Source organism: Paenibacillus sp. FSL K6-3182, from assembly GCF_037976325.1.
Taxonomy (GTDB): domain Bacteria; phylum Bacillota; class Bacilli; order Paenibacillales; family Paenibacillaceae; genus Pristimantibacillus.
The window spans coordinates 5,988,858-6,010,759 of the sequence record NZ_CP150265.1; the positions used below are offsets into that span (position 1 = coordinate 5,988,858).

25 protein-coding genes are annotated in these 21,902 nt (G+C 45.5%); 4 read left to right on the forward strand and 21 right to left on the reverse strand.

All coding sequences use genetic code 11. The annotated features are described in order from the left end of the window. Window positions 1-115: 115 nt before the first annotated feature. The 4 genes from MHH56_RS26425 to MHH56_RS26440 are packed head-to-tail and all read right to left on the reverse strand — an operon-like array spanning window position 116 to window position 3,891. Window positions 116-1,093, reverse strand: coding sequence for an alpha/beta fold hydrolase (locus MHH56_RS26425; protein ID WP_339204616.1), 978 nt, complete (start codon window positions 1,091-1,093; stop codon window positions 116-118). Window positions 1,094-1,110: 17 nt separating this feature from the next. Next, a complete protein-coding gene (locus MHH56_RS26430; RefSeq protein WP_076268942.1) occupies window positions 1,111-1,743 on the reverse strand; it encodes a bifunctional 4-hydroxy-2-oxoglutarate aldolase/2-dehydro-3-deoxy-phosphogluconate aldolase in 633 nt (210 codons plus the stop codon). A 28-nt stretch (window positions 1,744-1,771) separates the two neighbouring features. Further along, entirely contained in the window at window positions 1,772-3,013 is a 1,242-nt protein-coding gene (gene mutY, locus MHH56_RS26435) for an A/G-specific adenine glycosylase (RefSeq protein WP_339204618.1), read from the reverse strand. Further along, the gene (locus MHH56_RS26440; RefSeq protein WP_076268944.1) at window positions 3,013-3,891 is read right to left on the reverse strand and encodes an AraC family transcriptional regulator; all 879 of its coding nucleotides are present in this window, start codon (window positions 3,889-3,891) and stop codon (window positions 3,013-3,015) included. Before MHH56_RS26440 ends, mutY begins: the two co-directional genes overlap by 1 nt. Window positions 3,892-4,060: 169 nt before the next feature. On the opposite strand from MHH56_RS26440, the gene MHH56_RS26445 reads away from it, so the two are divergent. Next, the gene (locus tag MHH56_RS26445) at window positions 4,061-4,408 is read left to right on the forward strand and encodes a cytochrome c (RefSeq protein ID WP_339204619.1); all 348 of its coding nucleotides are present in this window, start codon (window positions 4,061-4,063) and stop codon (window positions 4,406-4,408) included. A gap of 77 nt (window positions 4,409-4,485) precedes the next feature. Here the strand turns inward: MHH56_RS26445 and MHH56_RS26450 are convergent, their stop codons facing one another. The 5 genes from MHH56_RS26450 to MHH56_RS26470 form a co-directional block, all read right to left on the reverse strand. Beyond that, window positions 4,486-4,713, reverse strand: coding sequence for a hypothetical protein (locus MHH56_RS26450; protein ID WP_076268946.1), 228 nt, complete (start codon window positions 4,711-4,713; stop codon window positions 4,486-4,488). Window positions 4,714-4,774: 61 nt separating this feature from the next. Next, window positions 4,775-5,173 (reverse strand): holo-ACP synthase, encoded by a 399-nt coding sequence (acpS, locus tag MHH56_RS26455; protein ID WP_339204620.1) that lies wholly within the window; start codon window positions 5,171-5,173, stop codon window positions 4,775-4,777. Between the two features lie 96 nt (window positions 5,174-5,269). Next, a complete protein-coding gene (locus tag MHH56_RS26460) occupies window positions 5,270-7,348 on the reverse strand; it encodes a copper resistance protein CopC (protein WP_339204622.1) in 2,079 nt (692 codons plus the stop codon). A gap of 9 nt (window positions 7,349-7,357) precedes the next feature. After that, the gene (locus MHH56_RS26465; RefSeq protein WP_339204624.1) at window positions 7,358-8,419 is read right to left on the reverse strand and encodes a DUF4198 domain-containing protein; all 1,062 of its coding nucleotides are present in this window, start codon (window positions 8,417-8,419) and stop codon (window positions 7,358-7,360) included. A 164-nt stretch (window positions 8,420-8,583) separates the two neighbouring features. Next, window positions 8,584-10,215, reverse strand: coding sequence for a hypothetical protein (locus tag MHH56_RS26470; RefSeq protein WP_339204625.1), 1,632 nt, complete (start codon window positions 10,213-10,215; stop codon window positions 8,584-8,586). 211 nt (window positions 10,216-10,426) lie between these two features. On the opposite strand from MHH56_RS26470, the gene MHH56_RS26475 reads away from it, so the two are divergent. After that, window positions 10,427-11,344: an amidoligase family protein gene (locus tag MHH56_RS26475; protein ID WP_339204626.1), complete on the forward strand. Its 918-nt coding sequence runs from the start codon at window positions 10,427-10,429 to the stop codon at window positions 11,342-11,344. A gap of 40 nt (window positions 11,345-11,384) precedes the next feature. Here the strand turns inward: MHH56_RS26475 and MHH56_RS26480 are convergent, their stop codons facing one another. From MHH56_RS26480 to MHH56_RS26520, 9 genes are all read right to left on the reverse strand, one after another. Then, window positions 11,385-11,765: a DUF2809 domain-containing protein gene (locus MHH56_RS26480; RefSeq protein ID WP_339204627.1), complete on the reverse strand. Its 381-nt coding sequence runs from the start codon at window positions 11,763-11,765 to the stop codon at window positions 11,385-11,387. A gap of 7 nt (window positions 11,766-11,772) precedes the next feature. Then, window positions 11,773-12,612 (reverse strand): hypothetical protein, encoded by an 840-nt coding sequence (locus MHH56_RS26485; RefSeq protein WP_339204628.1) that lies wholly within the window; start codon window positions 12,610-12,612, stop codon window positions 11,773-11,775. Between the two features lie 175 nt (window positions 12,613-12,787). Then, window positions 12,788-13,597 (reverse strand): ammonia-dependent NAD(+) synthetase, encoded by an 810-nt coding sequence (gene nadE / locus MHH56_RS26490; RefSeq protein WP_339204629.1) that lies wholly within the window; start codon window positions 13,595-13,597, stop codon window positions 12,788-12,790. A 14-nt stretch (window positions 13,598-13,611) separates the two neighbouring features. Then, on the reverse strand, window positions 13,612-14,046 hold the full coding sequence (locus MHH56_RS26495; protein WP_076268955.1) for a BrxA/BrxB family bacilliredoxin: 435 nt from the start codon (window positions 14,044-14,046) through the stop codon (window positions 13,612-13,614). 102 nt (window positions 14,047-14,148) lie between these two features. Continuing rightward, the gene (locus tag MHH56_RS26500; protein ID WP_339204630.1) at window positions 14,149-14,526 is read right to left on the reverse strand and encodes a DUF3905 domain-containing protein; all 378 of its coding nucleotides are present in this window, start codon (window positions 14,524-14,526) and stop codon (window positions 14,149-14,151) included. A gap of 15 nt (window positions 14,527-14,541) precedes the next feature. After that, window positions 14,542-14,682, reverse strand: coding sequence for a hypothetical protein (locus MHH56_RS26505; protein WP_339204631.1), 141 nt, complete (start codon window positions 14,680-14,682; stop codon window positions 14,542-14,544). Window positions 14,683-14,763: 81 nt separating this feature from the next. Then, window positions 14,764-15,216, reverse strand: coding sequence for a GNAT family N-acetyltransferase (locus tag MHH56_RS26510; protein WP_339209739.1), 453 nt, complete (start codon window positions 15,214-15,216; stop codon window positions 14,764-14,766). 24 nt (window positions 15,217-15,240) lie between these two features. Beyond that, entirely contained in the window at window positions 15,241-16,926 is a 1,686-nt protein-coding gene (locus MHH56_RS26515) for an ATP-binding protein (protein ID WP_339204632.1), read from the reverse strand. A gap of 111 nt (window positions 16,927-17,037) precedes the next feature. Then, on the reverse strand, window positions 17,038-17,874 hold the full coding sequence (locus MHH56_RS26520; protein ID WP_339204633.1) for a lysophospholipase: 837 nt from the start codon (window positions 17,872-17,874) through the stop codon (window positions 17,038-17,040). 62 nt (window positions 17,875-17,936) lie between these two features. Here MHH56_RS26520 and MHH56_RS26525 point away from each other — a divergent pair, with 62 nt between their 5' ends. Then, window positions 17,937-19,193 carry an NAD(P)/FAD-dependent oxidoreductase gene (locus MHH56_RS26525; RefSeq protein ID WP_339204634.1) on the forward strand — a complete coding sequence of 419 codons (1,257 nt, stop codon included), beginning with the start codon at window positions 17,937-17,939 and terminating at the stop codon, window positions 19,191-19,193. A gap of 77 nt (window positions 19,194-19,270) precedes the next feature. On the opposite strand, the gene MHH56_RS26530 is transcribed toward MHH56_RS26525, so the two are convergent. Next, the gene (locus MHH56_RS26530) at window positions 19,271-19,681 is read right to left on the reverse strand and encodes a hypothetical protein (protein WP_339204635.1); all 411 of its coding nucleotides are present in this window, start codon (window positions 19,679-19,681) and stop codon (window positions 19,271-19,273) included. Window positions 19,682-19,862: 181 nt separating this feature from the next. Here MHH56_RS26530 and MHH56_RS26535 point away from each other — a divergent pair, with 181 nt between their 5' ends. Next, a complete protein-coding gene (locus MHH56_RS26535; RefSeq protein ID WP_339204636.1) occupies window positions 19,863-20,768 on the forward strand; it encodes a helix-turn-helix domain-containing protein in 906 nt (301 codons plus the stop codon). A gap of 129 nt (window positions 20,769-20,897) precedes the next feature. On the opposite strand, the gene MHH56_RS26540 is transcribed toward MHH56_RS26535, so the two are convergent. Further along, window positions 20,898-21,422 (reverse strand): methyl-accepting chemotaxis protein, encoded by a 525-nt coding sequence (locus tag MHH56_RS26540; RefSeq protein ID WP_339204637.1) that lies wholly within the window; start codon window positions 21,420-21,422, stop codon window positions 20,898-20,900. Next, complete coding sequence (locus MHH56_RS26545) at window positions 21,373-21,834, reverse strand: methyl-accepting chemotaxis protein (protein ID WP_339204638.1); 462 nt, start codon at window positions 21,832-21,834, stop codon at window positions 21,373-21,375. The genes MHH56_RS26540 and MHH56_RS26545 overlap by 50 nt, the downstream gene beginning before the upstream one ends. Window positions 21,835-21,902: the final 68 nt, after the last annotated feature.

The window sequence follows — 21,902 nt, forward strand, 5'->3', positions numbered from 1 at the left end:
TTTCAACTATAAGGGATGCCCGCTTATAAGCTAGCAGCCTTGTAATCAAACTGTAATATTTCTCTCATCTTGGTTTCATCTTATGCTTATATAATAAATTCATGACCCCCCTTTATTATATATTCTCTCTTGAAGCCTGCAGCCTCGTGCCGCGGGCTTCCTTTTTGATAGAAGCATATTCCATGGATTCCAGCAAAAAAGGGATAACCTTCTCCCAAAAGCTAGAATCTTGCTCGGAAGTGCTATGTCCTTTGGTCGATACGAACAGTGTTTTTATCAGATGATCTGGCAATTGCTCTTTCAGCTGCTTCAGATCCTCCGCACTAATAAACTCATCACCATTCGAATGAATCATCATAATCGGTGTACGGCCAATGTCGGAGCTGCCGGCATGTTTAGCTATTACAGCAGGAATGCTGGCCTCTTTAAACTGCGACCACGATATGCGTGAACGAATAAGCCATATCATCGGAATCAGATAGGCTAACGGGAAAAGCGGCAGTTTTTTGCGTCGCAATTCCGATTTCATCATCGTATCGAAATGGACGGGCATTGAATCCGTTACGACCGCTCTCACCTTCATGCCTTGATCAAGCGCAAGCAGCGCTCCAAATCCGCCAAGGGAATGACCTAGTATGGCAATTCGGTCTGGATCCATACCTGGCAAATTTTTGGCTGTATCAAGAGCAGCGAGCACATCATCCCGAAACATGAGCGCGGAAGGCGCAGAAATCGAATCGCTGTTGCCGTGGCTGCGCGCATCATACATCAATATAGCGAACCCTGCTTCATAAATCGGACGCGTATACCTAAGCACTCTCGTCCGATTCGATCCCCAGCCATGCGCTATAATAATAAGAGGCGCAAGTCCGTCCTTTAACAAGTCGTTGGAAGCAGGCTGAAGCAGCCAGCCTTCCAGCTTAGAGCCATGATTAGTGAACGTTAAGGATTGCCACTGCGTGTCGACAATGGGAGTCTCCGCATTCATAATCTTTCGAGGCTTCTGGCTGCGCGCACCCATTTGCCAGATTAGCGCAGCAAGCAGCAAAACAATAATAAAGAAGATGATAACGATCCATAAGACAACGTCCATGAGATAACCTCCTTGCTCTATAACTTGCTTACGATATCTACGAATTGCCGTGCTCGCTCCGTTACTTGAGCGAATTTCCCTTCGCGAACCCATTCCAAATTAACGAGCTTGCTGCCCATTCCAACAGCATTTGCTCCTGCCTTAAAGTAATCTGCAATATTATGTAAATCCACTCCACCAGTAGCAATCATCGGAATATCGTTTAAAGGTCCGCGAATTTCCTGCAAGTAACCTATGCCGAGCGTGCCCATTGGAAAAATTTTCACAGCATCCGCTCCTGCCTTCCAAGCTTTCACAATTTCAGTCGGTGTCATAACACCGGGCCATACAGAGAGGCCGTGCTCGCGGCCATATGCAATAACTTCCTCATCTAGGTTAGGCGATATGAGATATTGGGCACCTGCCGCCACAGCCTCCTTAGCAAGGTCTACATCTGTTACTGTGCCGGCACCTACTGCAGCCTTTCCATCAAACTTCGAACGCCAACGCTCTATCATAGCCGCTGCTCCGCCCGTGTTCATCGTAATTTCCATCATATGAATGCCGCCGTCTATTAAAGCCTGCGCTGTATCGTCTGCATGCCGATCTTCAATTCCTCGTAAAATGGCTACGATTTTGTGCTGCAAGAGCAGCTCCAGCATATTGCTCATTTGCTTCTCCTCCGACTCTTATATTCATTTATTCCCAAAATTGCTTTAAAATGCGCAAAAATAAATTCGGAAACGGCAGCGTGTCCATATCTTCCTTTGAAATCCATCGGTAAGTGCTCGGCTGATCATTATGCTCCTCAGTAGAATCATCTATTGCTGCCGCTTTTTGATTCACTTCATAAGAGGACGCTGCCTCCGCAGCAATAGCTGCGTTGTCCGATGCAGCTGCGATGTCTGCGTCTACAGCTGAATAAGATATTTCACCCAAATCGGCTAAATAAAAACGCATTTTCCAATGAATATGACTAAAAATATGATCAGCATCTGTAAACCAGCTGCGCGGACGAATAAGAAGTCCCGTGTCCTCATCAAGCATGCGGCTGATCATCTCGGCGAGCTCGCCCTGCTCCTTCGGAGCTGTTTCATCCAGCCAGTTCACCTTATCCGGCGGCAGCAGCAAATGAGGAAGCTCCCACATTTGGGCGAGAAGGCCTGTAGCTGGACGCTGCCTTACGAGCACTTTGCCGGCATTTTCCCCGCTGCCAACAACGATCACTGCCGCCCTAAACTCTGGACGAGGAGGCTTAGCCTTTGTCTTAATCGGCAATTCCATCTCTCTGCCTGCTAGTCTCGCCTCACAATGCTCCATTACAGGGCAAGGCAAACAGCTTGGCGATTTTGGCGTACACACGAGAGCACCCAGCTCCATCAGCGCTTGATTGAAGTCGCCAGCGGCGCCTTCTGGAATAAGCGAAGCAGCCAGCTTCTCAATGCCTACTCGCGTAGAAGCTTTTGCGATATCATCCTCCAAGCAAAAATATCGCGAGAGCACACGCATCACATTACCATCAACTGCCGGCTCTGGACGATTAAATGCGATGCTCATAATAGCCCCGCTAGTATAAGGGCCAACGCCCTTTAATCCAGCAACGGATACTTTATCATCTGGGACGATTCCCCCATATCGCTCAACGACCTCTTTGGCACCTGCTTGCAAATTGCGGGCACGCGAGTAGTAGCCGAGACCCTCCCAGCTTTTGAGCACTTCCTCCTCAGGAGCTTCAGCAAGCGCTCGTACTGTGGGGAATTTACTCATAAATTGGTTGTAATATGGAATGACAGTGTCTACCCTCGTCTGCTGCAGCATAATTTCGGATACCCATACCCGATAAGGATCTTTATTAATCCTCCATGGCAAATCGCGTTTGATAAGCCGATACCAATTTAGCAGCTCTGTACTAAAATACGTCTTTACATCTATTTCTCCCATTAGCTTTTCTCCTCGTTCATTCTTGTTGTAAGCGTCTTTCGATTGGTTCCGGTATTTTTTCCAATCCGTCTATACTGAACCGGCGTGATGCCTGTATATCTTTTGAACAGCCGTGATAAATAATGATTTTGCATGCCAACCTGCTTCGCAACAACGGCTACAGGAAGCTCCGTTTCCATAAGCAGCTGCTTAGCGATCGCGATGCGGCGATTCGTCACATATTGGATCGGCGAACAGCCCATGATGTTTTTGAAGGATGTAATGAAATAGTTTGGATGAAGAAAAGCAAACTTAGCTAGCTCTTCAATTTGTATATTCTGATGCAAATTTGCTTCAATATAGGCGAGCACTTCATTCCATTTTACCTCAAAATCCGATTGCTGGAATGTTGTTCTCTGCACATGGCTTTCTTCTAAATAATAGGCAAGCAGCTCCAGCAGCACCGACTTTAACCGCAGCTCTCGTGTAATCGATTTACGATGCTGATATTCGTTCATTTTTATAAAAAGGTTTTTCATCATTTCTTTGTCTTTCACATAAACAAATGGCGGAAGCTGCAGCGCATTAATAACTTGAAAATCGCTAAGCTCCAAACGGAAATGGCACCAATAAAGCCCAAGCTTCTCATTTCCCTCTGTACCAAAAGATTGTTTTGTACCCGCTGGCAAAAAATAAAGAGTACCCGGCTGTACGAAATAGGTGTCATTTTGTATGTTAAGCCGGGCTTCTCCCTTGACTGTATAACCGAAACGGAAAAAATCCGGCTCGGTTTTTTGCTCGAACCAGCCCGGTTCAAATTCGTTATAGGCAGTCATAATAACCTCGGCTTGAATGTTGTTCAACTGATTTTGCAAAATACTTTCTATTGTCGGTTTCATGAATTCTCCTATAAGTAAAACTGAGATATAATAGTTATATCTTCTCTCTAGTGGTTAACATCTTCTCTATTATACGAACTAACGATTCAAATTCATATGGAAGTCTTATGAATATCCTAAACAAGACCGAATCTTCCATAATAAAGAATAAACGAAAGGATTGCTATATATGAATCGGAACCGAGGTTTTTCTATTGCAACAACATTCTTTATAGCCGTGTTACTGCTGGCAGGCTGTGGAAGCAAAGAAAACAGCTCTCCTGAGAAAACCAACGCGCTGATTGGGCCGGAAGAAGTTATTTCGGTTTATAAGGCCAATTGCGTCAGCTGTCACGGAACCGGGCTTCAAGGCAGAGTAGGCCCGGCAACAAATCTCCAAAAAGTTGGAGAGCGCATGAGTGCTGCTGATATTACGAAACAGATTGAAGAGGGCGAAGGCTCGATGCCTGCTTTTAAAGAGCGTCTGACTGCTGAAGAAATTGCTGGGCTCTCTAATTGGTTGGCAAGCAAAAAATAACAAAGGCTTAGCGAAAAAAAAGGATGCCTGAGCAGATTATGCTGCTCAAGCATCCTTTTTTTCTTGTTCATGTTCGCTTAATAGCCGATATGATGGCCGTTTATTTTTGGAGAGCTCATGAAATGAAGTGCCGCTTGGCCGGCGTAGGTCCAATGCGTTTCACCCATTTGGGGATGCATCGGAAATAAATCACCCTGTACAAGCACTAGATCTCCGCCCCAATCGTCTGAATACAACCCGTCGAATTCAACCCATTGTCCGGTTTTAAACCGACGCTTCGTTTTTTGCAGCCGCTGCTCCTTCATTGTCGACATCCCCTCTCGACTAGCTAACTTGGTATATTACATTCCAAGTATAGGCAAAAGGTTACTCCGATATCCGTTCCGCAACAGCAAAAGCTGAAGCAAGCTTTCGTTCATGCGTAATCGTAACATGAATTCGAACAGCCTCTCTGCTAAAGCCTAGGCGATTCCAAGCTGCCACCGTTAAGTTGCACTCGGGTTTGCCACAGCTTCCTCGCAAAATTTCGATGTCTGTGAATCCTAATATATTCCCTATTCCACAGCCAAAAGCTTTCACAACCGCTTCCTTCGCAGCGAAACGTCCAGCCGTGAACTGATAAAGCCGCTCCCCTGTATACTCCGAAGCCAGCTCTCGCTCGCCCGCAGACAGCACCCGCTCCAAAAACCTTCTTCCTGTGCGGCCATCCACTATTTTCGCGATTCTTGTAATATCTGATAAATCATGTCCGATGCCGATGATCATGCTAACACCCGCCTTTTCCCTGATGGTGAGATTAGCAGAAGCATGAAGCGAAGTCAAGCATGGACATGCCTTTCCCTCTTCATTTTGCCGTAACAACTATTCCGTTAACGAGTCGCCTATCGCTCGCTCATAATGAAAGTTGTTTCCTTTTTCGTCTTTTACATCAACCGTAATTAACCCTTTTTTCTGATCATCGATAAACTCACCTGATGAACGATACGTATATTTCGTAAAGCCTGGAAATTCAAACATCTCTTCCCCCATCGGCTGCAATTCCAGCGGAATCACAATGTTGTTTCCTTGCTCGGTTTCCTTTTCCGCTTCTGCTTGATTCGAGTCTGTCTTAACAGCTACTTCCGCGGATAAAGGCGTTCCCTGATCTTCAGGAAGCCACAAATCAAGGCGTACAGCCTGATCCCCAGTCTGATCATTCTCCGAAATACGCAAACTCATATGCGCCTGCTCACCCATCACATGCCAATAGATCGGTTCAGCCAGCTTCGACTCCACGCGTGCTTCCGGCGGAGAAGTTGTAGATAACCAGCCTGCCAGCACGAATAGAGCAACAGCAAGCAGCATCTCAATTCGGATGCCAACCAGCAACCCTCTTGCGGCGCTCGCTTTCGCGATTTGCGGCATGAATACAAGCTTATGAAGTGCTGCAATGACGACGACAAGCAGCATGAGAATGGTTTTGGCGAGGATTAGCTTGCCATACGCTGTAGTGAACAATTGTCCCCATTCTGAGAGCCTAGCAGCCGAAAGCCATATTCCGCTAATCAAAATAACGATCATGCTTGGCAGCGCCCACTTTGCGAAACGCACAGCCGCTTGGTTCAAGCGCTCCACGGCATTTCTATGGAAAGTTAATGATAGCAAACCCGCAAGGCCACCAAACCATATTGCGGCAGCAGACATATGGATTGTATGGGTCACTATTCCAAATACGACATCGGTTAAAGCAGCATTCGCATGGCCTGTGAGCGGGAAGCTCACTATCAATGCCGCTGCAGCTATCCATTTAATCATATTCGCCCATCGTCTCTCCCGAATAGGGGCAAATGCGAGAAGAAGTGCGATTAAAGCAAGCCCAACTCTTAACGTCGCTATCTTTCCAATCATTGTTCCATTAGCTAGTGCATAGATGGATACACCGCCGAATTGGTCTGCAAGCATCGACAAGCGAAGCAAGCCGGAAACCAGCCAAATAAGCGCTGCGGCTCCCATCACTAGTCTCTCGGCTCGGACGGAGAAACCAAAGGGTGCCTTTGATTCTTCATCTCTCCAGATGACATATCGGAAAAACAATATTCCAGCGAGAATAACAGCCGTCAAAATATCGAGTATGCGCATCAGCACCATGAAGCCTTGGCCACCCGCATGATCGTGCTCGGCCTCTCCTGCGCTGCTGTCGCCGCTGTGATTGCTATGGCTGCTGTGATCAGTAGCCGTATCCTGTTCGATCTGCGGAGCAGCATTATCATCTTCCACAGCATCCGCATCAACATCTTTTGTATTTGTATTTGTATTTATATCCGGCTCTGCTGTCTCCACCTCTTCACTGCTTGAAATCGTGGGAAACGGGGGAGCGGCCGTCCCTTCACTGACTTCTATAGACTCAGCAGTCGGAGTGGGCGATGCAGATGGCGTAGGCGTTATATCCGGCTTCTTTGTAGGCTTAGGTTTAATTGTGGGCTCTGGACTCTTTGTAATTACTGGCTTGTCAGTCGCTTTTGCTTCATTTCCAGAGCTGTTCCCTGTATTACCAGCAGAAGCACCATCCAGTGAAACCGTATCATCCGGTTTCACAGCCTCAAGCTTCACGCCTACCGCAAATTTAAAGGAACCGTCTGTTATATGAGAATCAAGCGATAACACCTGCCAGCTTACTTCATAAATGCCCTTATCCAGCTTAGGAATGGTATAAACAAGCGTAAGATCATCATCACTGCTTAACTTGCCAGTTATGTCAGTGCCGCTACTGCTTTTTAGTGAAATATTACTTAGCTTCGTATCGATTTTCTCTGTAAATTTTATTCGAATGGCAGGCGGAGCTTCCGCCAGCTCCGCATCCCCATAAGGTGTCGATTGCGCAATATAGGCATGCGCCGAGACGAAGCTCGGCAGGCATGCCCATATTATTACTATTGCAAATATCAATCTTATTTTTTTCATCTGCAATCCTTATTTCGTGTAAATGGCGACAGCTGCTTGATTACCGCCTACGGCAGGGAAGTATTCAACAGAAGCACCAGCTTCCTCAGCTGCGGAACGAAGGGTTACTGCACCTGTGCCTTTATATGCTGCGTCTACGTATTGCTTAATGAACGCTGCATCTACTTTTGTCGTACCATTTGAAACGGTCAAACTGCTTACAGCTACTACGTTTCCGTTTACGTAAACATGTGGTTTAGCAGACACGGCGCTGCCTGGGAGCTTCACTGATTTATTTTGAACCGTGAAAGTCATTGTAGCTTCGTAATTTGTTGCGCTGTATTCGCCTTCCTTAGCTTCCGTAGTGCTTGGCTTCGCACGTACTAAGTAATAATCGGCAGCACCCGTCGTAAATGAAACCACGCCCTTATCATCGGTCTTCAGCTCCACTGCTTCAGAATTGCTGCGACGAATAATATCAACGGCTGTATTAGTAAGCGGTTTGCCCTTTAGAAGCAGCTCAATCGACACTTTTTCACCCGGTGTAACTGCAGCAGGATTGAACAGAGGGATGAGCTCCGCTCTATCCGGGCTTACTTCCTTAGAGAAACCTGTAAGTGCTTTAACCCGATCAATGACAGGAATATCGCTAATCGCTACGAATGATTTGGCACTGCGCAGCGTACGAGTAGCAGCGTCTGCACCTTTGTACACGCTGTCTGCTTCGGTTGATATAATATACGCGCCTGGAACATTTGATTTAAAAGACGCAACAAAGAAATTATTTAGCGCTGGCGTTGTTTCCGTAGCCGGTTCTCCAGTGTAGAAACGAGTGCCTGTAATATCTGACTTCTGCCCAGCCGGCGTAGTCACATATACTTTTGAAGTGCTGCCCCACTGTCCTTCCAACCGATAGCTCTTGTGCTCGTTGGAGTGGTTTCCATACATAAGCTCAACATAGGAAACTTGACCAGGCGCTACGATTGGTGCACTCGTCTGAGACCAACCGTCATGCGCGAATACTGGAGCCGCCGCTCCTAGTGTCAACATAGCTGCCAGTGCGACACCTGCGATTTTTTTCTTAAGCTTCATAAAAATACCCCCATCGATTTGGATTCACTGTCCAAATTGTATCAATGGGGGAGCTGTATCACATGACTCGTTAGAGCTATATAGTGGTGAACGATATGTGAATCATGACTATGCAATTATAGAGAGTGAAGCTTTCCTTCCGTCTGGAACGATACGCAACTCGTTTAAGTTCTATATTCACTAAAATCAACTGAAAGGCCATTGATTAATTTCTCACTGCTGCCTTCTCCATCAACATTTAGCTCAAGTACGCTCTTATCATGGCTCACATACTTCACACTAAGCCTTTCCTCAGCAGACCAAGCTGGCCTATTGTTTTTTGCCTGTTCCACAAATGCTTCATAGCTGCTTATGCCATTATTCAACGCATCGTTATGGCTGATTACTTCGACAATTACGCCGTTTTCTGAGCCTTTGCTTGTCACGATAGAGCGATCCGAACGATGTTCCAGATCATAAGGCTGCATGACATAAACCGCCAAAAACACATCCTCTGTCTGACCAACAAGCATGCCCGGCTCTTGCAGCCAATCCATACATGGCAATAACCCGATAATCGTATTGTCTTTGTCAGAAGGAATCGGATATAAAGCCATTATTGTGTTTTTGTAATAGAGAACTTCCGTAAATTCGGTTTGATGCCGCAAATCTTCAACCGCATTCGCCTCTGCCGGATGGAAGAAGTAGAGTTGATTCACGCTGTTTTGCAGTCCCAATGGCAAAGAAATATCCCAGCGATGCTGCTCATTGTCAAACTCCGAGAAGCGCTCCCACATTCCGCCCGCTGCAAAATCCGATGTAATGTAGGCATAGCTGTGAAGCATGCTTGCTCCTTCATCCGTTAGCTTCGTAATTGCCTTTTTCACCTCAGTTGGCTCACTGCGATTAAGCGCCGTACGACGAGCTGTTTCAGGCGCCTCATAAAATAAAAATCCTGCATACTCCGTCCGTGGCATTTGCTCTGGAAGCTCGAAATCACCGAATTGCACATAATCATGCAGAACGTTGCTATCAAGCGGGATGTCATGCTTCTGACCGCGGCAATGAGCACCGACAAAGGCCCCTTTCAAATAGAATGCAGCTCGCTCATTCCAAAGAAAATCAAGCATATCGGCGAGTTCTTGTTTAATGGCTGCGTCCTCTATTTCGTACCAAGCACATGTGAATGCCTGCACCCAATGCCAGAACCAAGGCAAGCTGTTGTATTCGGACATGCCATACTTGCGAATATGGGCTAATGTAAGCTGAAGATTGCTGCGACCATCCTCCAGCAAATCAGCATCGGCAAACATTTGTCCAAAAATCAGCTTTGCAGCTGTATATTTTGCATCGTGATGACCAAATACATTTTTATGATGGTAGAAGCCGCTTCGATAAATATGGATAAGAGCAGTATCAAATGCTTGGATTAGCTGTTCATTAAAAAACGTCCTATAGCGTCTCGCAAAAAATGCCATCAAGCTCCCCATCAGCTCTACGGGCAACGTATTTGGCTTGGAGTCCTTCGGAACATCCTCTAGTCTAAGCGGCCAATGTCCATAAGTATCGCTTTCTACATCCTGATCTTGCAGCGCAAGCACCTCTAGAAGCACAGATTCCGCAGTTCGTTTAGCAGCCTCTCTCTCAAACGGCAGTTGTTCTGAGTTATCAACTGCAGCTGCAAGCAAATAGGAAGCATAATAAAAGTTATCGCGTAAATCGTGGTGGAACCATAAACCGCTGCTTAATAATGGCTGGTTATGGGCTGCAATTGCTATTTTTTGAATAGTCTCTTTTTGCTTAGCTGTGAAGCTCATTATACGAATCTCCTCAATATTACCTTTTTTCTTCTAATCATATATAATTTGAATAATAAGTGATACCTCTTCATTATTTTTTGAGTTCAAAACTACAATCATTTTTTCGAATAAGGAGGACATTTTATGTTCAGAAAAAAAATCCCTCGTTAATCTCGTGGTCCGCCTCGTCTCCTCTCTTTACATGATGAAGCTTATATAAATGGAGAGGATGATGGCAATGTGGCCAAAAATCGTTGATTGGAAAGAGCTGCGTTTTGGCGTGGAAATTGAGTTTGTAGGCGGAAATCCAGAAAGCTTGGAGCTGCTGCCTGGTTGGGTTATTTCTTTGGATGAGCGGCAAATTGATGCACAAGGTATGGAATCAGGCAGTGAGCTAAAGCCGCCTCCGATCTTGTGGGAAGACCGTGAGCAAATTCAGATCATGTTAAGCAGGCTGAGGGAACAAGGAGCAACAGCTAATTGGAGCTGCGGACTCCATGTTCATATTGGTCTCGAACCGTGGGGAGAAGATGCTGTCCTCCCGCTTATAGACGCCGCACTGGAATATCAACAAACGATCCAAGCGTTATTGAATACGAGCGAGCACCGACTGCTGTTCTGCCCGCCCGTTACTCCGGACATGCGTGAGAGCTATATTGCAAATCCAAGCGATGAAGCCGTTCTCCATGAAGGACGTCCGCAATCTCATCGTTGTGGAATAAACACAGCGGCTTGGTTTGATATAGGCACGGTGGAAATTCGTTATGCAAATGGCTCAGTGAATGATGAAGAAATTCTCCGTACCATTGAGCTGTGCTTGCGATTCGTAGCAGCGAAAGGTGCCGGCCGTAAGCTTTCAACCGATCCCCTAAAAATGGCTCTTGAGCTTGAAGCACCTATTGATGGTTATCCTTCTGATTTACCACCGCCACAATGGTATCAAGAAAGGTGCTGGCTGGAGGAAGCTCTCATTCCCATCTTGACGCCGCTGGCGGCAGAACTTGTACCGGGTGGAGAAATTCATCATATCGTACCTGTTCAAGATGGTATTATGGTTGCTATTGAGAAATCTGGAGAACACCTATTTAAATTTGTGCTAAAGCCTTCTGCCCAGAGCTGGACAGTTGTACGTCAAGTTGAATCATAAATCAAAAACCCTTCCGCCGCGTTTCGGTGGAAGGGTCTTCTTATTTTTTTAAAATAAAATATCGATCAACAATTATGGCAAACATAATGCCTATGCTGTACCTGATCAAATCCACGGTCAAAAAACCGCTCCCGAGCACTAAAGCTCCAATAAACGTCCTGCGAATCTCATTAATCCAATCCACCTGGTAGAGCTGACTAAACTCGATGCCAAAACAAAAGATGAGGCTAGCGCCAGCAGCCCAAAACAAGTTTTTGTGCACCCCTATGGTACGGAAGCCATAATAAATCATGCATGCCCAAAGCGCATCGCCAAAATGCTCTGCAACAAACCCAGGCAGCGAATCTGCAAAGCTCCTTGAACTGTAGCCAAGCACCATCGTTATAACAACCGCAATCGCGTATCGTATTCTCGGTTTCATTTGATAATCACCTGCTTAAACGATTTTGCAGATCGATTTGGATTTGGCTGTGGATCTTGTCCCAGTCCAAGCTGCTTTTATTAAACAGCATTTTATCGATCGGCAACTCGTTTAGTATCGCTAATTCATAGGCCTTTCGCAGCTCAAGCACCTCGAGAAGACCTTGAGTTCCATTAAGCCCTCTACTTTTGCCGTAGCCCTGCTCCGTGTAATACCAAGTAATAAAGTTTAGCCATTCTGTTGGCCGTTCAGCAATTATTGCAGGAAATGCATGTTTAAAGTCATCCTGATACAAATAGAGCAATACCGGATTTAGCTGCTTAATCAAGCGATTCAGTTCATGAATATAGGTCGATATTTCAACCTCGGAACAATTGTCTCGTACAAGCATGACGGTTAAAGGATTTTGCAAAAAACAGCATTCCAGTATGTATACTTCATCCCCGTTAATAGCCTGTCTCGAAAGATCGCTCCACTTTTCAATAATGAGTTGCTGATGCCTCTCCAAAGGGAGGTTATATACATCATAATCCCCGAAATATTCACTATTAATCGAATCTGTTTCCTTTAGCAGCTTCCCGTAATATACGATATATCCGTCCGCCTTAGTCTCGGAATGCTTAATGATTAACTGCTGTTGTTCCGTATATTTTTGCAGCATTTGCTTATATTGTTCTTCTGTAAAATAAGCCGCGAAATCATAATCGGCCGGGTGCTCCAAATCCCCCTCCAAAAACAAGCGATTGGCAATATTCTGTTCATCTAATAGCTGCTTCACAAAACGTGCCGTACTCGTTTTCCCTGATCCGGGCAATCCTTCAACAAGGATTAACTTCGTATTATTCATGGCATTCAGCTCCTTTCACAACTACTATATTCTATCTTCCAGCCGTTTCTCCTCCATCATTGGCGTGCGCTTAGCTAATCAAATGCTGCTCCACTGCAACAAAAAAAGACTGTCCCCTGCCGAATTCTCGGTTCAAGGGACAGTCTTTTTACTGCTCGAAGCTTAAAGCAGCTCATTAAATACCCGGAATCGGGGAGCGCTTATGCTCGGTTTTCAAATATTGCTTTTCAAGCTTCTCGCGAGCCTCGTCGCTAATGGACTTGCCTTCGAGATAGTCGCTGTTATCACCATAAGTGATGCCTAGCTCGCCCTCGTCGGTTTGTCCGTCCCATAGGCCTGCCGTTGGCGCTTTGTCGAGCACGCTTTGCGGTACGCCGATATGGGAGGCCAGCTCACGAACCTGCCGTTTATTAAGCGTACTAAGCGGAGTAACATCAACCGCTCCGTCGCCCCATTTCGTGTAAAAGCCTGTAATCGCTTCAGATGCATGATCTGTACCAACGACTAACAGATTAAGGTCGAATGCAAGCGCGTATTGCATAACCATCCGCGTTCTCGCTTTCACGTTGCCTTTGCCGCCGCGACTCAAATGACGCGGAATGCCTAACGACTTAAAGCTATGCTCCACTTCAATCGCGATTTCATCCACAGCTTCTTCAATATTCGTCTCCGCGCGGTGCTTTAGCTGGAACGCTTCCGCTACTGCATAACTATCCGCAATATCGGATTGCTCGCCATAAGGCTGAAATACTCCAAGCGTCATATACTCGCGGCCTGTTTCAGCGCTAAGCTCATCTGTTGCCCGCTTGCAAAGACCCGCTGCGACTGCGCTGTCAATTCCGCCGCTAATCGCAATAAGCAAACCCGTTGTTCCCGAGTTCGTTACGTATTCCTTCAAGAAATCAACCCGTTTGCGAATTTCCTGCTCCGGATCGATTTGCGGCTTAACGCCAAGTCTTTGAATAATGGATTGTTGTAAGCTCATAGTTACCTTCCTAATTAGCGGCAAAACCGATCGAAAGCGTCTGTCAGATCGGCTGCAATGTCCGATGCGGAACGATTTTCGATCTGGTGGCGCTCGATAAAGTGTACTAGCTCTCCATCCTTCAACAAAGCGATTGAAGGGGAAGATGGCGGATATGGAGCGAAAAACTCACGAGCTTTTGCTGTTGCTTCTTTATCTTGTCCTGCAAATACAGTGTATAAATGATCAGGAGTAATATCGTGTTGAAGCGCATCAGCCACGCCTGGACGACATTGGCCTGCTGCACATCCGCAAACGGAATTGATAACAACAAGCGCCGTACCTTTTGCATTTGGCAATTTTTCTTCTACTTCTTCAGGTGTGCGAAGCTCCTGAATACCAATTCGAGTAAGATCGTCTCTCATAGGCTGCACCATATCTAACATGTATCGTTCGAATGACATCGACATCGAAACACACTCCTTTAATTACTTTATTTTAGCTACTATTATACCTTCCGTAGTCAAAATAAAGCAACCGGAGCGCTCGCACTCCGGCTGTTCTTTTTCAGCTTAAACAGGAGCGTCTTTCGGCTTGTCCAAACCAAATGCCGCATTTTTGTCAGGATGAGTAAATATGCCTCCTTGCGGCTGAAGGCCCTCCTCAAAAATATCCCGATTTTCAGCGGTTAGAAAACCTACATCCTTAAAAGGATGCACCCATTCATCGCCAGCCATCACAGCTGGATCTGTTTCCTCGCTCCACTGCGACAATGGTGAATCCGGAGACTCATATTCATGATCGCCTATAACGATGCCGTGTGAGTTCACAAACGGCGTACGGCTTCCTCGCCCTTCGCGAAACTGAGGCAGAAATTCGATTTCAAAAGGATCTAATGCGGGATCATCTTTAAGTATTTCATCTTCATTCTTGTGCTCATGATCTGGCATATGAACACCTCCGCGCTAAATTGAAGGACGATTAGGTCCATCAAGCTTTTTGTCAAAACCAGCGGATTCGGGTGATTTGCTGTCAGCAGCCGTATTATTCTTTGCCTGCTTCGCTTGCTCAGCCGAACGATCTTTTTCCTCATTATGCTGCGTCATTGTGAGCGCTCCTCTCGTCATAAAATGTAACCGCAATTGCCGGTTATCTTTCAGAGGTAGTATGCTCAGCTGGCGCTTTCCTTATAAATCCTGAGATAAACGAACCATATCAACAACCTGTATTCCGTTCTCATAAATCGCTTCCGGATAATGTCTAATAAAGAAGTCTCGGTCAATACTCGTCATTCGAAAGCCGCATTTCTGATACAATGCAAGCTGGCTGACCCCTGAATTGCCCGTTCCAATTTCAATCGTTTTGTAGCCTAGAAGCTTTGCATATGAAATCGCATAAAGTACCATTTGCTTCCCAAACCCTTGGCCTTGCTTTGACTCCGCTACTGCTACATTTACGATCTCGATCGTCTCGGGCCTTGTTGGCAGCAGTACAAGTACTGCAATAATTTCATTGCTTATAACACCTACAAAAACTTCCCCGCGTTTTATGTATTCTTCTACGAGCTTAATCGAAGGATCTGCTAACAAGAGCAGTTCCATTGGGGGTTGTTCGTTTGCTAACAACTTACGCATTTCCATTTCCACTCTAATTTGCTCCTTCATTCAACTCGCGCGTTCCTCCGGCACTGTGAAAGTAACGATAAACGCTGTACCTTCACCTTCCTTCGACTCAACGTCAATCCGGCCATTATGGCGCTCAGCGATGCTTAGGCATAACGGCAGGCCAAGCCCTGTTCCTTGCGTCTTCGTCGAGAAAAAAGGCTCGAACAAATGCTGCATTTGCTCTGGAGGTATACCGACACCCTGATCGGCAATCCGCAGCTCAATTTTATTTCCATTATTACGAGTACTAATATGTAATGAGCCCTTATTGCCCATAGCTTCCATTCCGTTACGGGCAATATTAAGAAATAGCTGCTTAATTTCTCTGTCGTTCATCATAATTAAAGGTATATCTTCGCAAAGGCTCACTTCAATAGATTGGCCTCGCAAATTCGCATCCGCACTAAGCAGAGGTATAAGTTCATTAACAACATCATGCAGGGAAGTCAGCTCCATGGCTAGTTCCCTATTTTGAGCAAGCGATAGAAAATCACTAATAATCATATTCGCACGATCCAGCTCATCGATCACAATCTGAAAGTATTCCTCTTGATTTTTTGGACTGCGCTCCTGAATCAATTGGACAAAGCCGCGAATAACCGCCATCGGATTGCGTATTTCATGAGTGATGCTTGCAGCCATTTGACCTACCAGGCTTAATCGTTCCATTCGCCCAACCTCACTCTGAAGTTGACGAAGCTCCGTTACATCCTGAACGATAAGTGATGCGCCTGCATTTTCAGCATTAACCGATGTACGCATCGAAATCGTCGACAAGAGCAGCATTTTATCGCCGCTAACGTACGGAACGAGTGTGTTCTTCCTGCCGTTTAACGCCTGAGAAAGCAGCTTTATGCAGACATCCCCATGTCCATCCTGAAAAATAAGCGGGAAGGAGACGCCAAGCAAGTCCTTCACTTCCGAATCCTTTGAAGGCAGGCTGAGAACTGTTTTGGCTATATCATTAAAATGTGTGATTTTGCCTTCTCGATCAACAATGACTACCCCAAATGAAGTCTCATCTATAAATTGCTGAAGCTTCTCCACTTCATTGCTATAATTAACCGACATTCGTTTCACTTCATCATAGAGCTGCTGCTTCTCCTTAACATTTTCGATCATAAAGATAGAGAGCCAAGTTGCCATTAAAGATGCACAAACAGAGATCAACTGCACGTAAATCATCACATTCGACCACCAAATACCATTAAATAACATAATTCCAGTAACGGAAATAATGTAGTATAGGATCAAAATGGACATGATCACTAAGCCCCTGCGTTTTTTCTGTTCTTTGCCTAAAACAGAAGTACGCTGGAAAGATGGAATCGCATACAACATCAGCGGGACAAAACCAATGACAAAAATGATAAAGTTAATGACTTCCAAGCTGCCTTCGAGCATAGATACTCTTACTACAATGTAGATGACGGTTAAGACGGCTAATGTTGGCACGCCTCCATAGAGAGACCCTATTACATAAGGAATGAGACGAAAATCGACTTCATAACCTAATAAATCAGGAGCAGTCACCATACACAACACCATCGATCCACCGCAAAAAAGGCTCATAAAAATAGGTATTCCCTTCCATCTTTGGTCTTTGTCATACCAAAGCTGAAAGGCGAAAACAGGCAATAAGGACACAATGAATTGTAAGAGCAATTCCTTTAACACAGACGTCACGTCCGATCCCCCTACTACGCTCTGAATCTATTCCATATTATGTTTTTTACGTGAAATAGCTTACTATTTGAAACAATCTATTAATCCGATTAAAACATAAAATACATCTATTTACAATTGTTCTTCCAGCCAAAAAACTAGCTCTTGAACAGCCTCTTTCCCCTCCACGTCATTGTGCAACTCGTGATACCCGCCATCCCAGCGTCTAAAATAACATTGGTCTCCGATTCGCTCAGCAACAAGCGCGCTTGCTTCAAAGGATGTTACGCGATCAGAAGTGCCATGCATAAGCAGCAGTGGAACCTGCAGACTGGATGCATGAGCGATCGCCCACTCGCCGGCAGCGGTAATCTCCATATACGTTTGGAGAGTAATTTTGGTATGACATAACGGATCTTCCACGATAGGCGCAGCAAGGTCATAGCCAGGACGAAATAAATCGGCAGGATTTAAGCCTGTTGATTGGTGCATCTTCGGGACAACCGCTGCCAATTTGCGTCCAAACCACTCCACAGCTGGATGCGGTTTGAATGCTAGCCGAAGCCAAGGGCTTGTCAGTATGAGTCCACGAATTGGAGGCTGAAGTCGCAGCGCACAATTAAGCGCCACATTGCCGCCCATACTGTGGCCGTATAAGAAGATCGGCGTTCCCGGGTGCCGTTTGCCAGCCTCTTCAATCATAAGCGCTGCATCGCTTACAGCTGCGCCAAGTGAATGCAGATGCCCCCGTTTGCCTGAAGAGCGGCCATGGCCTTGCTGATCCAGCGCTATAAGTACAAAGCCAGCAGCAGTAAGCTGAGCAGCTACATGTCCATAACGATCGCCATGCTCCCCCATCCCGTGTACGAGACAGACGACAGCTTTTGTCTCTCTCGTTTCTGACGTCCATTCCCGCAAAAATATTTGCGACCCCTTAGCTCCAGTTATGACCCATTCATCTCGCAGCATTCAAACGCCGCCTTTCTTTTGTGGTATTATAATACTACTAATAATATAGCAGGTGGAAAGCGATGCAATATGATGCAATTGTAATTGGTGGAGGCTCCGCAGGACTAATGGCGGGTATTGCTGCAAGCAAGGAAGGCGCTAAAGTGCTTCTCCTAGACAAAGGCGATAAATTAGGACGCAAACTAGGCATATCCGGCGGCGGCCGATGCAATGTAACGAATAATAAAGAACTGGATGAGCTGATCAAGCATATTCCCGGTAATGGGCGTTTTCTTCACAGTACCTTCTCCAATTTCAATAACAAGGATATTATCGCCTTTTTTGAGAACCTTGGCATTGCTTTAAAGGAAGAGGATAACGGGCGCATGTTCCCCGTATCAGATAGAGCTAAAACGGTCGTAGATACGCTTGTTAACCAGGTACGCAAACAAGGTGTCAAAATCATACTGAACGCTCCTGTCGATCATATCATGTATGACAATGGAAGGGTCACAGGCGTGCGTACAAAAGCTGGTGAAACATTCCGTGCCCGCAGTGTCATTGTAGCTTCCGGCGGCAAGTCCGTGCCCCAAACCGGCTCAACCGGCGACGGTTATGCATGGGCAGAAAAAGCCGGGCATACGATAACTGAGCTTTTTCCAACTGAGGTTCCGCTTACGTCAAATGAGCCCTTCATTGTAAGCAAGGAGCTGCAAGGGCTATCTCTGAGAGACGTTGCACTGTCGGTTTGGAACCCGAAAGGGAAGCAGATTATTGAGCATCAAGGCGATATGCTATTTACGCATTTCGGTATTTCCGGACCGATTGTGCTAAGATGCAGTCAATTTGTAGTGAAAGCTCTTAAGCAATTTAAGACGGGCAATATTGAGGTTGCGATTGACTTAGTGCCTGATAAAAGCAAAGACGAGGTCTATAAGGAAACACTGAAACTCTCCGAGCTTGAACCGAAAAAAACGATTAAAAATGTTCTTAAAGGTTATTTGCCGGAAAAAATGATACCAATCTTGCTTCAAAAGGCGGGTTTGCCGGATAGCCTTACTTATGACAATATTCCAAAACAGGACTGGATAGCCCTTTCGCTGCTGATCAAACATTTTCCGATTAGAGTGTATGGCTCTTTATCCATTGAAGATGCTTTCGTAACCGGCGGAGGCATTCAGTTAAAGGAAATCGATCCAAAGACGATGCAATCCAAGCTCATGAGCGGCTTGTTTTTTTGCGGAGAAATATTGGATATTCATGGCTACACCGGAGGCTACAACATTACTGCGGCTTTCTCCACAGGCTATACGGCAGGACTTCATGCTGTCATTCAGTAAGGATATAAAAAGGCTGTCAAACGTCGTTAAACGTTGAGACAGCCTTTTTTTATTGCAATTATGTACGTGAAGTACGGCTAAATTCGAACATCTCCTGAAAAATGATCATACGTCCCGGGATCAGGAAGAAATTCCTCAGAATAATCCGCAGCTTCATCCCGATTGTGCAGCTCCTCAGCGTCATTGCCTTGTCCACCCTCTGTAGCCCAGTCCTCATTCACAAGATGTGCCGGAATTGCAATCGCATCATGCGAGTATGCAGTGCCGGTAACTGCATCCTCATCGATACTTGCTTGCTCGACGAGCTGACCGCCATGTGATTGTGCAATTTCGAGTGCTGAAGTTAGATCGCTTCCTTCTAAATGAACATGCATGCTGCTTCCTTCATGAAGAACCGTCTCATATCCGAGCTCCCTCAGCGTCTCGCAAGCAAGAGCCGCACTTTGAGCATCGTTAAAATCAAACAATAAGGCTGAGTTCGTAGACAATAGCGATCATCCTTTCTAACGTTTTGTTTAACATGCCCTATTCATACAAAATCATGTAAAAAAAGAATACGGCAAGGCGTCATGATATATAATTACAAATAACTATTTTATTATGTTATGTTTTGTGACATAATCATTACATAAGTGTGCAGCTAGGCTATTGATAAGGAGGATGTCATCGATGAACCATTTATTTTATTTACTTTCAGATCCTATGCTTATCGTCGAGTGGGACGAATCCCGTTGGTCTATTGTAGACGTCAATCAAGCTTTTGCAGCTTTTTCCGGTTTTAAGAAATCAGATCTTATGCTCCTCGATCCATCTACTATTATATCGACGGATGAGACAACTCTCTCCTTTGATGAAGCCGTACATCAACTTGCTGATGAGCAAGCCCTATCACCGCTTCTTGAATGCAAGCTTGTCACGAAGTCATCGACTCCTGCAGATATACGTTTGTCCTGCCGCAAGCTCCAACTCGAAGACCGCATTGTTTATGTCATCATTTGCAAGGATTTACGGGAAGCCAAATGGATTGACGAATATATTTTGCATCATAAAATAATGGTATCTGCCGTTGTGAATGAGCGCTATAACATTATGAGCTTTAAGCATTATTATGCTCCTGTACAGCAGCCCTCCTCTTCCTATTTGAACAAATCCATATTTGAGCTTGTTCCAGACCATGAACGAAGCAAGCTTAAGAGGGTATTAGAATATGCGAAAAACAACCGAACGGCTGAATCCGTGGACTTTCATCTTAAGCTTGGGGATCGTTGCTATAATGCTGATGCGGTTGTTCAGCCGTTTTACAATGGCAATCGGACGTTAAAAAACTTTGTTGTCATATTAACCAGCCTTCATATGAATAATCAGGATGAGGACCCCTCCTATAAGCTTCGTATGCTTATGCTCAGTAAAAATATATCCGTCACTTCACTCGCTCAGTCAACGCTTATCTCTCTTACGACCATTTCCAAAATTCGCAATGGGAAAATAAAAAAGCCCCAGCGTCTAACGGCAGAATTGATCGCCGGAGAGTTGGGTGTTAGACCCGAAATGATATGGAGCAGCTATAAACGATAATAGCTGCTCCACGTTTTATTTAAAGCTTGAATTTTTGAGCCACTTCGTTCATTTCCATTGCAATTACACGCAAGCCGTTAGCTGCAGAAACTTCGCCGGCAATTGCGGAGGTTCTAGAGGCAATTCCTGTCATTTGGGAAATGGATGAATTGACCTCCCGTGCACTTGCTGCAGCTGCTCCGAGGAGGATACTGCCTCCTGAATTTTTTCAAGCACATCTCTTGAAGCATGTGCGATTTGAATGAATGCATCTCCTGTATCTGTTATACTTGCCAGTCCTTCTATCGATTCAGCTTCACTCATTCTCATAGCCTTCACGGCAGTTTCTGTATCATTCTGAATTTCATTGATCAAATCCTGAATTTTCACAACAGATTCCGCTGACTGTGTAGAGAGCTTGCGCACTTCTTCCGCTACAACCGCGAAGCCCCTTCCATGCTCTCCCGCTCTTACCGCCTCAATCGCGGCGTTCAGCGCCAGCAGATTTGTCTGCTTTGAAATATTTCCAATCAGCTCAGATATGGTTCCAATATTTCGGGTGTGCGCTGCGAGCTGCTGTACACCGAGAGCCATTTCTTCTGAGGCGTGACTTATTTCTAGAAAGCTATGCAGCTGCTCCTGCGAACCTGCGGCTACCTCTCGAAAACTGTTCATTGCATGCTGCGCTGAGTTGCGATTTTGCTCTGAAATAGCCAGCATCTCTTCTGATGAAGCGGTTATGTTCATCCAAAGCATGCTGTACACTCGTAATGGCAGAACGAAGAGAGGCAAGCATTTCAGCGGAAGCACTGACCATTTCTCCAATTTCATCACGATTTTTCACTTTCGGGACGATAGCGGATAAATTTCCTTGGGCTACCTCTGAAAGGAATTGCGCCGTTTTCTGAATCGGAATGGAGATCGCTCTGCGAACGTACCAGATAAGAAATCCGACAAGTACCGTTGCCGCTGCAAGACCGCTAATGATCTCAATGTTGTTCTGTTTATGTATATCCCCGCTAACGTTTACCGCTCTCTCTGCTCCTTCACGATAGAATGTTAGTTTAAATGTTTTAATAAAAGGCATTTTTCTGAATCACTGGTCCAAAAAAAAAAAAGAAAGGACCGTCACCCTCAAATCGAGGATAACAGTCC

Excerpts from the sequence above, each read along its gene's own strand:
- MHH56_RS26470 (WP_339204625.1), bottom strand. The coding sequence starts at position 10,215 with ATGAGCTTCACAGCTAAGCAAAAAGAGACTATTCAAAAAATAGCAATT.
- nadE (WP_339204629.1), bottom strand. The coding sequence starts at position 13,597 with ATGAGCTTACAACAATCCATTATTCAAAGACTTGGCGTTAAGCCGCAA.
- MHH56_RS26495 (WP_076268955.1), bottom strand. The coding sequence starts at position 14,046 with ATGTCGATGTCATTCGAACGATACATGTTAGATATGGTGCAGCCTATG.
- acpS (WP_339204620.1), bottom strand. The coding sequence starts at position 5,173 with ATGATCATCGGCATCGGACATGATTTATCAGATATTACAAGAATCGCG.
- MHH56_RS26510 (WP_339209739.1), bottom strand. The coding sequence starts at position 15,216 with ATGGAAATGCGTAAGTTGTTAGCAAACGAACAACCCCCAATGGAACTG.
- MHH56_RS26475 (WP_339204626.1), top strand. The coding sequence starts at position 10,427 with ATGATGGCAATGTGGCCAAAAATCGTTGATTGGAAAGAGCTGCGTTTT.
- MHH56_RS26450 (WP_076268946.1), bottom strand. The coding sequence starts at position 4,713 with ATGAAGGAGCAGCGGCTGCAAAAAACGAAGCGTCGGTTTAAAACCGGA.
- MHH56_RS26440 (WP_076268944.1), bottom strand. The coding sequence starts at position 3,891 with ATGAAACCGACAATAGAAAGTATTTTGCAAAATCAGTTGAACAACATT.
- MHH56_RS26500 (WP_339204630.1), bottom strand. The coding sequence starts at position 14,526 with ATGCCAGATCATGAGCACAAGAATGAAGATGAAATACTTAAAGATGAT.
- mutY (WP_339204618.1), bottom strand. The coding sequence starts at position 3,013 with ATGGGAGAAATAGATGTAAAGACGTATTTTAGTACAGAGCTGCTAAAT.
- MHH56_RS26465 (WP_339204624.1), bottom strand. The coding sequence starts at position 8,419 with ATGAAGCTTAAGAAAAAAATCGCAGGTGTCGCACTGGCAGCTATGTTG.
- MHH56_RS26505 (WP_339204631.1), bottom strand. The coding sequence starts at position 14,682 with ATGACGCAGCATAATGAGGAAAAAGATCGTTCGGCTGAGCAAGCGAAG.
- MHH56_RS26525 (WP_339204634.1), top strand. The coding sequence starts at position 17,937 with ATGCAATATGATGCAATTGTAATTGGTGGAGGCTCCGCAGGACTAATG.
- MHH56_RS26430 (WP_076268942.1), bottom strand. The coding sequence starts at position 1,743 with ATGAGCAATATGCTGGAGCTGCTCTTGCAGCACAAAATCGTAGCCATT.
- MHH56_RS26480 (WP_339204627.1), bottom strand. The coding sequence starts at position 11,765 with ATGAAACCGAGAATACGATACGCGATTGCGGTTGTTATAACGATGGTG.
- MHH56_RS26540 (WP_339204637.1), bottom strand. The coding sequence starts at position 21,422 with ATGAACAGTTTTCGAGAGGTAGCCGCAGGTTCGCAGGAGCAGCTGCAT.
- MHH56_RS26485 (WP_339204628.1), bottom strand. The coding sequence starts at position 12,612 with ATGAATAATACGAAGTTAATCCTTGTTGAAGGATTGCCCGGATCAGGG.
- MHH56_RS26545 (WP_339204638.1), bottom strand. The coding sequence starts at position 21,834 with ATGCCTTTTATTAAAACATTTAAACTAACATTCTATCGTGAAGGAGCA.
- MHH56_RS26445 (WP_339204619.1), top strand. The coding sequence starts at position 4,061 with ATGAATCGGAACCGAGGTTTTTCTATTGCAACAACATTCTTTATAGCC.
- MHH56_RS26460 (WP_339204622.1), bottom strand. The coding sequence starts at position 7,348 with ATGAAAAAAATAAGATTGATATTTGCAATAGTAATAATATGGGCATGC.
- MHH56_RS26520 (WP_339204633.1), bottom strand. The coding sequence starts at position 17,874 with ATGCTGCGAGATGAATGGGTCATAACTGGAGCTAAGGGGTCGCAAATA.
- MHH56_RS26425 (WP_339204616.1), bottom strand. The coding sequence starts at position 1,093 with ATGGACGTTGTCTTATGGATCGTTATCATCTTCTTTATTATTGTTTTG.
- MHH56_RS26535 (WP_339204636.1), top strand. The coding sequence starts at position 19,863 with ATGAACCATTTATTTTATTTACTTTCAGATCCTATGCTTATCGTCGAG.